Source organism: Polaribacter sp. L3A8 (assembly GCF_009796785.1).
Classification (GTDB): domain Bacteria; phylum Bacteroidota; class Bacteroidia; order Flavobacteriales; family Flavobacteriaceae; genus Polaribacter.
The window spans coordinates 1,960,780-1,975,075 of record NZ_CP047026.1 but is presented as its reverse complement, the minus strand read 5'-3'; the positions used below and the strand labels follow the sequence as shown (position 1 = coordinate 1,975,075).

Genomic DNA, 14,296 nt, shown 5'->3' with positions numbered 1-14,296 from the left:
TACTTAATATTTTCCAAATAGTTCTATTAATTTCTTTTGTCTGTATGCAAATATCTCTTCTAATTTTGGTTTTACTAATATCGGATGTACCATTTGACCTAAAATACCTATTGGAACTTTATAATCTATAATATCTTCCATTTCTACACCACCTTCAATTTCTTTGATAAAATGTTTGTGATGCCACAGTGAATAAGGACCAAAACGTTGTTCGTCAACAAAATATTCATTTTCTTTTACGTGTGTAATTTCGGTTACCCATTTTGTTTTTATCCCAAGAATTGGGGTAACAATATATTGTATAATCTGACCTGCAAACATAGGTTTTTCTGCTCCAGAAAGGATATCGAAACTCATGTAATCTGGCGTAATTGTTTTTAGGTTTTTGGGGCTAGATAAAAACTCCCAAGCTTTCTCTACCGTAATTGGTAGTTTTTGTTTTCTTTGAAACGTATAAATTTTCATCTTAATTATAGATTAGAACGTAAAGGTTTAAGGATGTTGCAATACACAGCCAAATTATATAAGGCAGTAATAATAATTTATAATTTCCGGTTTTATTACTGGTTTTAAAAAAGTAATAAAGTAGAAGCGAGGTTAAGGTAATGAGTACTATTAATCCAAATAAAACAAAATGTTGATTGAAGAAAATGTAGTTCCAACTGACGTTTAAAGCAAATTGAAATGCAAAAAGGATTTTGTTTTTTTGTGTGTTTTCTACGATAAAAAGTTTGCCTAAATAAAAAGAAAAGCAAATCATTATAGCTGTCCAAGCAATTCCGAAAACAATACCGGGCGGCGTCCAAGGAGCTTGGTTTAAACTAGTATACCATTCTGTTAATGGGCCATTATTCATTAACCAACTACCAATAGCTAAGCCTCCAAAATTGAAGATTAAAAACAATATTGTAATTTTTAATAGTTTCATAAACTTATTGTTTTGATTGTAAAGACTCAATTTTCTTCATTAACATATCTGCTTCATAATATTTTTTATCGCTATCAGTTCTATTAATTGATTGCAATTTAAAAGCTTCTTCCATTATTTTTTTATAGGAATCTTGTAGTTTTTCTAATTCACTTTTTCTTTTAAATATACCAAACATAATTTTACGATTTTAAGTGTTTTGTAATTTTAGAACTCATTGGTTTTGTAATCGAAAAATAATAATCAATTAATTTACCTTCGGGAGAGACTAAATATTTTTGAAAGTTCCATTTTACAGAACTACTTTTTTTATCGTTGAAGCTTTTAGTGGTTAACCAAGTGTATAATGGGTGCTGATTAATACCTTTTACATCTACTTTTTCTGTAATTAAAAAAGTAACTCCATAGTTCAGTTTACAAAATTCTTGTATTTCTGCAGAAGATCCTGGTTCTTGTTTTCCGAATTGATTACAAGGAACCCCAATAACAACTAAATGGTCTTTATAGGTTTTATGTAATTCTTCTAATTCTTTGTATTGTGGAGTAAAACCACACTTAGAAGCTACATTTACAAAAAGGATGTATTTACCTTTAAAATCTGACAAATGGATAGGAATATTCTGGAGACTGCTAATCTCTATATTGTAAATATTCATGTTTTTTTGATTTAATTATAGTTTAAAACTGACAATTCCGCAGTCTAATTCAAAAATTTGACCAGAAATAGAACTTGCTTTTTCTGAAATTAAAAAAGAAGCTAAATCTGCAACTTCTTTTGGGTCTAAATATTTTTTTAACGGATGGCGTTCTTTAATGTTTTCTATCATACGCTCATTGCGTAATAATTTAGAGGCCAAGTCTGTGTCTGTTACTGTTGGTGCAATTGCATTTACACGAATTAAAGGTGCTAATTCTGCTCCTAAAGATTTGGTTAACCCTTCTACCGCAGATTTTGAAGTCGCTACACTTGCGTGAAATGGCATTCCTAATTTTGCGGCAACTGTACTAAATAATAAAATAGAAGGTTTGTTTCCTTTTTTTAAAGAAGGTAAATAGTGTTTAATTGCTTTTACAGCTCCAATAACGTTTATTTCAAAGTCTTCTCTGAAATCGTTTAAGTTTAATCGTGAAATTGGTTTTAAGTTGATGCTTCCTGGGCAATAGATTAAAGTGTCTATTGCGTCTATTTCAGGTAAATCATCTGTAAGGATATCGCAGGTAAAGTGATGGAGATTAGTATGAGAAAGTAAAGGAGCTGTTCTGCTTAAATTTATAATTGAATTTTCATCAATTAAAGCATTTATAATTGCTTTTCCAATTCCTTTACTTCCTCCAATAACTAAAATTTTATTCATTTGCTTTTAAGGTCTTCCTTTCAAGCGCTTTTCTATTTTTTGTTTAACAGCTGTTAAGCGCTTCATTTGATCCATGATTTCTAGATCTTTACTTTCTTTATATACTTCGTTTAGTTCTAGTATTAAAGCTTTTACTTCTCTAGATGCTACAATTCTATCACTTGTTGTTTTGAATGAGAATTTTCTGTGTTCAAATTCTTCCGCTCTTTCTAATAAATTCATTCTCTGTTTCTCTGTTTTATTCTATAATTTGTGAATATAATTATAAAAGTTAGAAAAACAATAGAAATCTGTAATAATTATGCTGTTAAAGGTTTTCCTTTTAAACGCCTTTCAATTCTTTGTTTAATTACAGTTAATCGTTTCATGATATCCATAATTTCAGAATCTTTATTTTCTTTATAAACTTCGTTTAAACTTAAAATTAAAGATTTTGCCTCTCTAGCTGCTAGTACACGATCGCTAGTAGTTGGGAATCTCATTTTTCTTGTTTCAAACTCTAATGCTTTACTTATTAAATCCATATTTTACTCTTTTTTTCTTGAACATTTAAAATCATCCTTTTTGGAAGTTTCTTAATTTTTAAATGTTTCATTTTTCTTCTTTTACCCTTTTCTACTGCCTTTTAAAGTTTTGTACTTATTTCTTTTTTGTCGAAATGAAGTTTTAGAACCTTATCTGCAGTATCATTATTTTAGGTGTTTCTATAGACTGCTCAATTTTTATGCCATTCAATTAACTATTAGATAGATTTTTTTTATAGTTGTATAGACCTAATGTTTTAAGTTACTTTTTTTTAAGTAATTACTATTTCTCTTTCAAATATAAGAAATGTTTAACGAATAATAGTTATAGTTAAACAATAATTAACAAAATATTATAATATTTTAAGGATTTGTTTTTCAGTTGTTTACTATTGTGTAAAAAAAATACAAGGAGATGTATGAGATGTAGTTTTATGTTACTTATTTATTGATGTTGTTAATCATTCCATTAAAAACAAACCAGTGAAAAGGCATTACGGCGTACCAGTATAGCCTACCTGCCAAACCATGAGGTCTAAAAGTGGCTGTTTGGTGTAGTGTGTCATCTATAATTTTAAATTCTAACCATGCTTCACCAGGCATTATCATTTCTGCATACAATAAAAGTTTTCCTTTTTCTTTGTCAGCATATATTACTCGCCAAAAATCTAAAGCATCACCTACATTTAATTCAGTAGGGTGTCTTCTTCCTCTACGCAAACCAGCACCACCAAAAAATTGATCTAGAAAGCCACGAATTTTCCATAAAAACGTGCCATAGTACCAGCCTGTTTCTCCTCCAATAGCCCAAATTCTGTTTAGTGTTCTTTTTTTATCGATGAGGGGTCTTTTTTTTAAATCTTTAAAACATCCATATTCAGGAACATTTATAAATTCGTGAACATAATTTTTTAATTTCCCACTACTTATGTATGAGTCTTTCCAGCTAGAAATAATACTATTTTGTTCAATTTTTTTAAAAGCTAGTTTTACAGCTTCTTTATAAGACATTGGTTTTACGTCTAAAACTGTATTAATATTACTTTTATTGCCAATAACTTCTACGCCCATAGAATTTACTAAAGAGCTTGCTAGTTTATAAGATGTAGAGGTTACAAAATACAACCAATACGAAGATAATTTTGGAGTCATTACGGGTACTGTTAAAATATACCTTTTTAATTTTCTTACTTCAGCAAATTGCAATAACATTTCTTTATAAGTAAGTATTTCTGGGCCAAAAATATCATGAGAGGTATTGTAAAGTTCTTTTTTGCCAAGAGATTTGTGTAAAAAAGAGAGTACATCTCTAATTGCTAAAGGTTGTGTTTTGGTGTTTAGCCATTTAGGAGCTATCATTGCAGGTAGTTTTTCTACAATATCTCTAATAATTTCAAAGGAAGAACTCCCAGAACCAACAACGATTCCTGCTTTAAAAGTGGTTAATGCATACTTATTAGACGCTAAAGTTTTTTCTACATTTTTTCTTGATAGTAAATGTTTAGAAAGTTTAGTGTCATTGGTTATTCCGCTTAAATAAATAACTTGTTTTATTTTAGTTGTTTCTGTAAATCGTTTAAAATTGAAAGCGCATTTTTCTTCTAAAACATGAAATTCTTTAGCAGAATTGGTCATAGAATGAATTAAATAATAAGCAGCATCAATATCTGTTGTGATGTTTGTTAAGCTATTGCTATCTAGAAAGTCAGCTTCTACTAATTGAACTTTTTTTTGATTTTTGTAATAACTTTCTGCTCTTTTTTTATCTCTTACGGGGCAAATAACGGTATGCCCATCATTTAATAATAACGGAATTAAGCGTTTGCCAATATAGCCGGTTGCACCTGTTACAAGAATTTTCATATGTTTTATTTAGGTCTTTGATACGCTAATTTTTTTTTGAATTTAGGAACAGCATACGTATCTAAGCCATTAATTGTAACCACATTTCCTTTAGATAAATTAATCAATCCATCATTTTCTAGCAATTCGTCTTTAACATATAATTCTTGTACTTGAGCTACAATCATTAACACATTATTAGATGTAATATGTATTTCTTCTACAAATTTCATACTCATTTGCACAGGAGAGTTTTTAACAAAAGGAGCTTTAAAATCTCCTTTAAATTCCTCTTCTAGTTTTGTCATATCAAATTCAGAAATTTCTTCTGGGTATTTTGCGGATGTATGATGAGCGTCTTCTATGATATTTTCATAGATATGATTGATGGTAAAAACGCCACTTTCTTTTATGTTTTTATAAGTATTTCTTGGCACTGTTGTGGGTCTTAAAATAAAACCTAACGTTGGTGGGTTAGAGCCTAAATGTGTAACAGAACTAAATACAGCTACATTACTAATGCCTTTATTAGATATGGTGGCAATTAAATTTGCCGATTTAAAACCAGTGCAGCTATTTATAAGGTTTATTTTATAAAGATGCTCTAAATCTTGAATGTTTTTAAAGTTGAAAAAAGCCATTAAAGAGTTTTAAAATTATTAATTTTTATATCTTTTGCTTTTAAATCGTGCATTAAATTATACAATCCAAAAAAAGTTCTGTTGATGTAAATAAAATGTTTAGAACCTCTGTTACCGTTCATATCTTTTAATTCGGTGCTTTTTGCATATTTAGCGCCCAGTTCAGAAAGTTTACCAAAGAAAACTTCATCAGAAAAATCAAATACTTCTTGGTGAAACGGTTGCGTAAATAAACTAAGCATTTCATGAAACATAGCTCTAAAGAAATCTAATTCTTCTTTAGAATCATCTGCTCTTAAAATTTCTAATTGAAATAGTTTTTCTTCAAAAAAAGCAGGATTAGAAATGTTTTCTTTTTTTGCTAATTCAAAATACGGAACATAAAAATCATTGGGTATTGTTTTCATGCACCCAAAATCAATTACAATTAATTCGTTTTCTGGAGAAATTAAAAAATTTCCTGGATGCGGGTCTGCATGTACCTTTTGTAATTTATGAATCTGAAACATGTAGAAATCCCATAATGCCTGTCCTAATTTATTAGCAACTTCTTGGTTGTCTGTATAAAATTCAGATAAATGAACACCATGCATCCAATCCATTGTAATAATTCTGTCTGACGATAAATCAGCATAATATTCAGGGAATTTTAGGTTGGGTATGTGTTTACAAGCGGCTACAATTTCCTTACTTTGTGCAACTTCTAAAACGTAATTTGTTTCTTCTACTAATTTACTTTCTACTTCTTTAAAATATTTATCAGAATCTTTTCCTCTAATATTAAACATTTTAATAGCTATAGGTTTTACCAATGCTAAATCTGAAGCTATACTTTGTGCAACACCAGGATATTGAATTTTTACGGCCAATTCTTTTCCGTCTTTTTCTGCTTTATGAACCTGACCAATGCTTGCTGCGTTTACAGAAACGGTATCAAATTTATCATAAATTTCATTCGGATTTTTACCAAAATACTTTTTAAAAGTTTTGGTAACTAAAGCAGGAGAAAGTGGTGGTACAGAAAATTGAGATAGTGAAAATTTTTCTACATAAGCTTGTGGTAAAATACTTTTTTCCATGCTTAACATTTGCGCCACTTTTAAAGCACTTCCTTTTAATGTTTTTAAGCCGTCATATATATCTTCTGCGTTGTTTTCATTTAACTTGGCTTTTGCTTCTTCTTCTGTTTTAGTAATTTTATCTCCGTAATATTTAAGATAGTTTACACCAATTTTAGCTCCGGTTGTAACTAATTTAGAAGCTCTTTGAATTTTAGATGTTGGTAAAGAATCAATGGTTTTCATGGCTTCTTTTTTAGTTAAAGTTTACTTTTTCTTTTAGGATGAATTTCCCAAAATCTATGATACTCTGTAATGGTTTTATATCCATTAAATCAAAACGAGCATTGATAGATTTTTCTATAAATAGGTCCGTTTTTTCAAAAGAAGGAGAAACATCATCTAGCCAAAACTTAAGAGTTACTAATAAATGAAACCAAGAGGATTCTTGTATCGATTTATCTTGAATTTCCCCTAGTCTTTCGTGCTTTAAGTCTATTTTTTCAATGCCAATATTCTGAACATAATTAATGTACTCTTTTCGTAACCCCTTTAATGTTTTTAATTTTTTAAAATCTCTACTGCTACTTTCTAAAGCATAGACAAGATAACTTCTTTTAGCGGTTAGTATTTCGAAAAAAGTAAAATAAAAGCTTAATAATTTATTTCTTGCATCAAAAGTTTCGTAGTCTTCACTTTTACTTAAAACCGTTATGGTATGATGAAAAAACTCAGAAAAAATTGCTTCTTCCAAAATATCAAAAGAAGTATAAAATTTATAGAAATCTGCTTCTTCAAAATTATTTTCTTTGGCAAAACTAAATACAGATTTAGGTTGATGATTGTTTTCTAAAACAAACTCCATGTACCATGATATTAAATTGTCTTTGCTGATATTTTTCTTACGTGCCATATTGTCTTAATTTATGTAAAGATACAAAATGTTTAACATAAATACACTTTTGTTAAACAATAATTTTTTGTTAAAAATAAATCAATTTAATAGAATTAAATTTATAGTTAAGAATATCTATATTTGCTTAAAATACTAAATTTTAAAGATGAATTTTAATTTAAAACCCTTTTTATTCACCATTTTATCACTTTCAGTTTTTGTTATTAGTTGTGATAAGAAAACTGTAAAAGAAAAGACTGTTGTTAAACCTACAACAAATACTGATAAAATTGAAACACCAGATGGTATGGTTTGGGTTGCTTCTAAAACTTTTTTAATGGGGGCAAAAAATGATGATAAATATGCGATGCCACGTGAAAAACCAGCTCATAAAGTAGCTGTTGATGGTTTTTTTATTGATACACATGAAGTTACTAACAAACAATTTAAAAAGTTTGTTGCTGCTACAAAATATATAACGGTTGCAGAAAAACCAATTGATTGGGATGAAATTAAAAAAGACTTACCTCCAAATACACCTAAACCAGCAGATTCAATTTTACAACCTGGTAGTTTAATTTTTAACAAACATGCCAAAGGTGTTGTTTCTATGGATAATTATGGACAATGGTGGGCTTGGAAACTTGGAGCAGATTGGAAACATCCAGAAGGACCAGGAAGTTCTATTGAAGGAAAAGATAATTTTCCAGTAGTTCATATTGCCCAAGAGGATGCTTTGGCGTATTGTAAATGGTCTAACAGAAGATTGCCAACAGAGGCAGAGTGGGAGTCTGCAGCACAAGGAAAATTTGAAGACAATATTTTTACTTGGGGAAATAAATTTGAAGATTTAAATGCAAATGCAAATACGTGGCAAGGAAAGTTTCCTACAGAAAATGTTTCTGAAGATGGATTTGAATATATTTCACCAGTAAAATCGTATCCAGCAAACAATATCGGTTTGTATGATATGGCAGGTAATGTTTGGGAAATGACGTCTGATTTGTTTAATGTAAATTATTATCAGACTATAGATCCAAATGTTGTTTTGCAAAATCCTATTGGAGCAGATAAATCGTATACACCAAGTAATCCTTATCAAATAGAATATGTAATGAAAGGTGGTTCTTTTTTATGCCATGCATCTTATTGCGCAAGTTTTAGAATTTCAGCTAGAATGGGTATGGAACCGAATTCTGGTTCAGATCATATTGGTTTTAGAACTGTGGCAACTAAAGAAATGTTGGTAAAATAATAAATACTATTACTTATAAATGAATACGAAACTCTCTTTTATCAAACTGATAAAAGGGAGTTTTTTGTTTGTTCCATTACAATGAAATTTATAAGTTTAGCCGCTAAATTGGCTGTTGTATTGTCTATATCCAAAGATGGATTTAGTTCTGCGATATCACAAGAAATTACTTTTTTTGTTTCAAATAAATAGTGAAGTATTTTAAAAACAAAATTTGGCGTAAAACCTAAAGATGATGGAGCACTCACGCCTGGAGCATAGGCAGATGAAAAACCATCCATATCTATGGTAATGTATATATAATCACTTTTTTCAATAATTGGTTGTAACTTTTTTTTGATAGCATTAATTTTTTCTGAATCAGTTTCACAGTCATAATTGATCACAAAAGCTACATTCTTACTTTTTGCAATATTAAAAAGTTCTTTAGTGTTAGATTGTTGCTGAATTCCTATGGGGAAATAAGTTACATTTTTAAACTCATTTAAAATTTGATTAAAAGGAGTTCCGGAGTTCGGTTTGGTTTCTACAGGACGTAAATCGAAATGAGCATCAAAATTTATAATAGCAATCTTGTTTTTTTGTTTGTTGTTGATGCTTTCATAAATACCTTTAAAATGACCGTAAGCAATATCATGTCCGCCACCAATAGCAATCGGAAAAATACCATTAGAAATTAGTTTTTTTATCGCCTTTGCAAAGCTTAATTGACACGTTTCTAAATCTTGATTGATACAAGTAATATTACCAACATCTACAATTTTTTTAGCCTCAAAATGGATGGGTAATTTAGCTAGACGCTCTCTTATTACATTCGGACTTTCACTAGCGCCAATTCTACCTAAATTTCTTTTTACACCTTCATCGCAAGCATAACCAATTAGGGCGATGTCAATTTGTTTGTGATCAAGCTCTTTAATGTTACGTAATTCTATTTCTTGATACCAATATTGATTTTCTAATGCTGGATTTGATTTTCTTCCCGTCCAGAATTTTTTTTCAGGAAGTTGGTATGTCATATTTAATTTATCCATCGATTTCTATTCCTTTTAAATATACTTTTTCAATCTGATTATTTCCAAAAGAATAAGGGATAAAAGCGTAAGAATTTATGGGTTTGGTTAAAATTAAATTAGCTAATTTTCCTTTGGTAATTGTTCCGGTTTTAGTTTCTAAACCCATGGCATAGGCACCATTTATAGTACTTGCATTGATTGCTTCTTGCGGAGTCATTTTCATTTTAATACATGCTGTAGCAATCACAAAATTCATGTTGCCAGAAGGTGAAGAACCTGGGTTAAAATCAGATGCTAAGGCTATTGGTAAACCTGAGTCAATCATTTTACGAGCAGGTGTGTACGGAATGCTTAAAAAATAAGAACAACCTGGTAATGCAACAGGCATTGTATTGGTCTTTTTTAAAGCTTCAATATCGATGTCTCTCATGATTTCTAAATGATCTACAGATAAAGCATTGAATTGAATACCTACCTGAATACCATCAATAGCCGTAAATTGATTGACGTGAATCTTTGGAGTTAACCCACATTTTTTTCCTGCTTCTAGAATTTTTTTGGTGTCTGAAGCTGAAAAATATCCTGTTTCACAGAAAACATCTATATATTCTGCCAATTTTTCTTGGGCTACTTTAGGTATGATGTTGCTTACCAATAAATCGATATAACCTGCTTTATTTTCTTTGTACTCTAAAGGGATTGCATGTGCGCCTAAAAAAGTTGCTTTTATTTCTATAGGATAGTTTTCTTTTAATTTTCTAATAACACAAAGCATTTTTAACTCAGCTTCTGCTGTTAATCCGTAGCCAGATTTAATCTCTATGGCTCCTGTGCCTAGTTGAATAACTTCTTTTAAACGAACTTCACTTTGTTGGTATAATTCATCCTCTGAAGTCTGTTGTAGTTTTTTAGCAGAGTTTATAATTCCGCCTCCATTTTCTGCTATTTCCTCGTAAGATAAGCCGCTAATTCTATCGGCAAATTCGCCTTCTCTATTAGCTGCATAAACAAGATGTGTATGAGAATCGCACCAAGAAGGTAGTATCATTTTTCCGGTAGCATCAATCACCTTTGTAAAGTTCTCAATCGGACACTCTTTCATTTCGCCAAAATTAGCAATCAAGCCATTTTCTACAATTAAAAAAGCATTTTTAATTGTAGGTAGAATATTCATTTCATCACCAGAAACAAAAGAAATTGGTGTTGTTCTAACTTGAATTAATTCTTTTATATTTTTAAATAATGTAGCCATTAAAATAAGTTGTTTAATAGTTTGTCTTGTACTAAGTTAGGTAAAGTTACTTTTAAATTGGGCGACCTTTCCATTTCTCTTTTAATGGCAAAAATAGCTTCATCATTTCTAGCCCAACTTCTACGCGCAATACCATTATTTACATCGTAAAACAACATGCTTTTTAAGCGTTTTTCTGCTTGTTTAGAGCCGTCTAATAACATACCGAAACCACCATTTATTACTTCACCCCAACCAACGCCGCCGCCATTGTGAATAGAAACCCAAGTTGCGCCTCTAAAACTATCGCCAATAACATTATGAATTGCCATATCTGCAGTAAATTTACTGCCATCGTAGATGTTAGATGTTTCTCTAAATGGAGAATCTGTACCGCTCACATCATGATGATCTCTACCTAAAACAACCGGCCCAATTTTTCCATTTTTAATAGCATCATTAAAAGCGGTGGCTATTTTTGCGCGTCCTTCTGCATCTGCATATAAGATACGAGCCTGAGAACCTACCACCATTTTGTTTTTCTTTGCATCTTTAATCCAAGTAATATTGTCTTGCATTTGCAATTGAATTTCTTTGGGAGAATTTTCCATGATTTTTTGTAAAACCTTGGCTGCAATTTCATCTGTTTTATCTAAATCTTCTGCTTTTCCAGATGCACAAACCCACCTAAATGGACCAAAACCATAATCGAAACACATAGGGCCTAGTATGTCTTGCACATAAGAAGGGTATTTAAAATCGATTCCGTTTTCTGCCATTACATCTGCTCCGGCTCTAGAAGATTCTAATAAAAAGGCGTTTCCGTAATCAAAGAAGTAAGTCCCTTTTTTAGTGTGCTTGTTAATAGATTTTGCGTGTCTTCTTAAAGATTCTTGCACTTTCTCTTTAAAGAGTAAAGGTTCTTCACTTATTAATCGGTTCGATTCTTCGTAAGAAATCCCTACAGGATAATAACCACCCGTCCAAGGAATGTGTAAAGAGGTTTGGTCCGATCCTAAGTGAATAAAAATGTTTTCTTCATCAAAACGTTCCCAAATTTCTACTACATTACCAATATAGGCAATGGAAACCGTTTCGTTTTTTAGTTGTGCAATTTTTACTCTTTTAATCAAATCATTGATATCATCAATTAAAAGATCTACCCAACCTTGTTGATGTCTTTTTGTAGCTGCTTTTGGGTTTATTTCTGCAGCAATGGTAATACAATCCGCAATGTTTCCTGCTTTTGGTTGTGCACCACTCATTCCGCCTAAACCAGCAGTTAAAAATATTTTTCCTTTTGATGTTTCTTCTTTTGATAAAACTTTTCTAAAGGCATTCATTAAGGTAATTGTTGTTCCGTGTACAATTCCTTGTGGCCCAATGTACATATAAGAACCAGCGGTCATTTGTCCGTACTGTGTAACACCTAAAGCATTGTATTTTTCCCAATCATCAGGTTTCGAGTAATTAGGAATCATCATTCCATTGGTAACAATTACTCTTGGGGCTTTTTTAGAAGAAGGAAATAAGCCCATCGGATGCCCAGAATAAATGTGCAACGTTTGTTTATTTGTCATTTCTGATAAATAATGCATTACCAATAGGTATTGCGCCCAATTCTGAAAAACCGCTCCATTGCCACCATAAGTAATTAATTCTTCTGGATGTTGTGCAACTTTAGGATCTAAGTTGTTTTGAATCATTAGCATAATTGCCGCTGCTTGCGTCGATTTTGCTGGGTATTCTTCAATAGAACGTGCGTGTATTTTATAATTTGGTTTGAATCTGTACATATAAATTCTACCATAATTTTTTAACTCCTCAGCAAATTCAATCGCAAGCTCTTGATGCCATTCTTTTGGGAAGTAACGCAACGCATTTCTAATGGCTAATTTTTTTTCATCAAAAGATAAAATGTCCTTTCTTTTTGGTGCTCTATTGGCGTTTTTAGGATATTCTTTTTTGTTTGGTAAAGTAGCCGGAATTCCTTTTTGTATTTGTTCTTTAAATGTCATCTTTAAATTATTTTACAATGAATGCCATATTTCTTACTAACAATATCATTTCGTTAATGTCGTCTTTAAGAATGCGGTCTTCTTCTAATTTCGCTACTTTTTGTCTTATAATTTTAAAATTTTCTTCAATAATGGTAGAAAACTGATTAGGTCTTCTAAATTCCATTGCTTGTGCTGCGTACATTAATTCTATGGCTAAAATCATTTCTACATTACTAAGAATTTGATTTAGTTTTCGCCCAGAAATACTTCCCATAGAAACATGATCTTCTTGCCCTAAAGAAGTAGGAATACTGTCTGCAGAAGGAGGGAAGCATAACGATTTGTTTTCTGTAACCAAAGCTGCGGTTGTGTATTGCGGAATCATATAACCAGAATTTAAACCACCACTTTTTGTAAGTAATCTTGGTAAACCGTATTTTCCTTCTAAAAGTAAAAAACACCTTCTGTCTGCAATGTTTCCTAATTCTGATGCGGCAATAGAAGTATAATCTAACGCCATTGCTAAAGGTTGTCCATGAAAATTTCCTCCAGAAATAGCTTCTGTATCACTCAATACAATAGGGTTGTCTGTTACAGAATTCATTTCTATTTCTGCCAATTCATTTAAATGCTGAAATGCATTTCTAGAGGCTCCGTGAACTTGTGGTATACATCTTACAGAATAGGGGTCTTGAACTCTATCACATTCGAAATGGTTTTCTACATTCTGAGAATCCTTTAAAAACATTCTCATGCGTTTTGCCACTTTTATGCTTCCTGCAAAAGGTCTTATTTCATGTAATTCTTTTCTAAAAGGAGAAGCACTTCCCTGAAAACCTTCTAAAACCATTGCTCCAGATAAATCTGCTAAATCGAGTAAATACTCCATTCTTTGCAATGCTTTAATGGCGTGCGCTAAAATAAATTGTGTACCATTTATTAAACCTAAACCTTCTTTTGCTTGCAGTGTTAATGGTGTTAAATGATGTGTTTCGTATATTTTATTGGTTGATATAATAGTATTGTCTACCCAACATTCTCCTTCTCCAATTATTGGTAAGAATAAGTGAGATAGAGGCGCTAAATCTCCAGAAGCACCTACGGAACCTTTTTCTGGTACAACAGGTAGAATATCGTTTTCAATAAAGAAAATAATACGCTCTATAAGTGTTAATCGAACTCCAGAATAACCTTGAGATAATGCATGTACTTTGCAAATCATCATTATTTTAGAAAGTTCTTTCTGTATTGGTTCACCTACACCAACTGCGTGTGTTATTAGTAGGTTTGTTTGTAATTTACTTGTGTCTTTTGGTGATATTTGTGTGTCGCATAATGGTCCGAAACCGGTGTTAATTCCGTAAATGGCTTTGTTGGAACTTGCCATAATTTCAACTTTTTCTCTACATTTATTTATGTTGTCGATTGCTTCCTCATTTAAAATAGCTTTTAAACTTCCGTTGGCAATGGCAATAACTTTATCGACTGTAAGTCTATCTATTCCGTATAAAAACATAGTGATTTTGTATTTTGATACAAAGTTATCTTTAT

16 protein-coding genes are annotated in these 14,296 nt (G+C 31.1%); 1 reads left to right on the top strand and 15 read right to left on the bottom strand.

What is annotated here, in order from left to right; translation table 11 throughout:
- Positions 1-3: 3 nt before the first annotated feature.
- From GQR92_RS08165 to GQR92_RS08115, 11 genes are all read right to left on the bottom strand, one after another.
- Positions 4-465 (bottom strand): SRPBCC family protein, encoded by a 462-nt coding sequence (locus tag GQR92_RS08165; RefSeq protein WP_158838642.1) that lies wholly within the window; start codon positions 463-465, stop codon positions 4-6.
- A 1-nt stretch (position 466) separates the two neighbouring features.
- The gene (locus GQR92_RS08160; RefSeq protein WP_158838641.1) at positions 467-928 is read right to left on the bottom strand and encodes a TspO/MBR family protein; all 462 of its coding nucleotides are present in this window, start codon (positions 926-928) and stop codon (positions 467-469) included.
- 4 nt (positions 929-932) lie between these two features.
- The gene (locus GQR92_RS08155; protein ID WP_158838640.1) at positions 933-1,106 is read right to left on the bottom strand and encodes a Lacal_2735 family protein; all 174 of its coding nucleotides are present in this window, start codon (positions 1,104-1,106) and stop codon (positions 933-935) included.
- Between the two features lie 4 nt (positions 1,107-1,110).
- A complete protein-coding gene (locus GQR92_RS08150; RefSeq protein WP_158838639.1) occupies positions 1,111-1,584 on the bottom strand; it encodes a glutathione peroxidase in 474 nt (157 codons plus the stop codon).
- 15 nt (positions 1,585-1,599) lie between these two features.
- The gene (locus tag GQR92_RS08145) at positions 1,600-2,283 is read right to left on the bottom strand and encodes an SDR family NAD(P)-dependent oxidoreductase (protein ID WP_158838638.1); all 684 of its coding nucleotides are present in this window, start codon (positions 2,281-2,283) and stop codon (positions 1,600-1,602) included.
- A gap of 6 nt (positions 2,284-2,289) precedes the next feature.
- The gene (locus GQR92_RS08140; protein ID WP_158838637.1) at positions 2,290-2,505 is read right to left on the bottom strand and encodes a hypothetical protein; all 216 of its coding nucleotides are present in this window, start codon (positions 2,503-2,505) and stop codon (positions 2,290-2,292) included.
- 77 nt (positions 2,506-2,582) lie between these two features.
- On the bottom strand, positions 2,583-2,807 hold the full coding sequence (locus GQR92_RS08135; RefSeq protein ID WP_158838636.1) for a hypothetical protein: 225 nt from the start codon (positions 2,805-2,807) through the stop codon (positions 2,583-2,585).
- 441 nt (positions 2,808-3,248) lie between these two features.
- Positions 3,249-4,670, bottom strand: a complete 1,422-nt coding sequence (locus tag GQR92_RS08130; RefSeq protein ID WP_158838635.1) for an SDR family oxidoreductase — start codon at positions 4,668-4,670, stop codon at positions 3,249-3,251.
- A gap of 5 nt (positions 4,671-4,675) precedes the next feature.
- Complete coding sequence (locus GQR92_RS08125) at positions 4,676-5,290, bottom strand: flavin reductase family protein (protein ID WP_158838634.1); 615 nt, start codon at positions 5,288-5,290, stop codon at positions 4,676-4,678.
- The gene (locus tag GQR92_RS08120) at positions 5,290-6,594 is read right to left on the bottom strand and encodes an ABC1 kinase family protein (protein WP_158838633.1); all 1,305 of its coding nucleotides are present in this window, start codon (positions 6,592-6,594) and stop codon (positions 5,290-5,292) included. The genes GQR92_RS08125 and GQR92_RS08120 overlap by 1 nt, the downstream gene beginning before the upstream one ends.
- A gap of 10 nt (positions 6,595-6,604) precedes the next feature.
- Positions 6,605-7,261, bottom strand: coding sequence for a TetR family transcriptional regulator C-terminal domain-containing protein (locus GQR92_RS08115; protein WP_158838632.1), 657 nt, complete (start codon positions 7,259-7,261; stop codon positions 6,605-6,607).
- Positions 7,262-7,409: 148 nt separating this feature from the next.
- On the opposite strand from GQR92_RS08115, the gene GQR92_RS08110 reads away from it, so the two are divergent.
- A complete protein-coding gene (locus GQR92_RS08110; RefSeq protein ID WP_158838631.1) occupies positions 7,410-8,498 on the top strand; it encodes a formylglycine-generating enzyme family protein in 1,089 nt (362 codons plus the stop codon).
- 41 nt (positions 8,499-8,539) lie between these two features.
- Here the strand turns inward: GQR92_RS08110 and hutG are convergent, their stop codons facing one another.
- The 4 genes from hutG to hutH are packed head-to-tail and all read right to left on the bottom strand — an operon-like array spanning position 8,540 to position 14,261.
- Positions 8,540-9,532: a formimidoylglutamase gene (gene hutG / locus GQR92_RS08105; protein ID WP_158838630.1), complete on the bottom strand. Its 993-nt coding sequence runs from the start codon at positions 9,530-9,532 to the stop codon at positions 8,540-8,542.
- Positions 9,525-10,766, bottom strand: coding sequence for an imidazolonepropionase (hutI, locus tag GQR92_RS08100; protein WP_158838629.1), 1,242 nt, complete (start codon positions 10,764-10,766; stop codon positions 9,525-9,527). Before hutI ends, hutG begins: the two co-directional genes overlap by 8 nt.
- The gene (locus tag GQR92_RS08095; RefSeq protein ID WP_158838628.1) at positions 10,766-12,763 is read right to left on the bottom strand and encodes a urocanate hydratase; all 1,998 of its coding nucleotides are present in this window, start codon (positions 12,761-12,763) and stop codon (positions 10,766-10,768) included. Before GQR92_RS08095 ends, hutI begins: the two co-directional genes overlap by 1 nt.
- Before the next feature lie 7 nt (positions 12,764-12,770).
- Positions 12,771-14,261, bottom strand: a complete 1,491-nt coding sequence (hutH, locus tag GQR92_RS08090; protein WP_158838627.1) for a histidine ammonia-lyase — start codon at positions 14,259-14,261, stop codon at positions 12,771-12,773.
- Positions 14,262-14,296 lie beyond the last annotated feature (35 nt).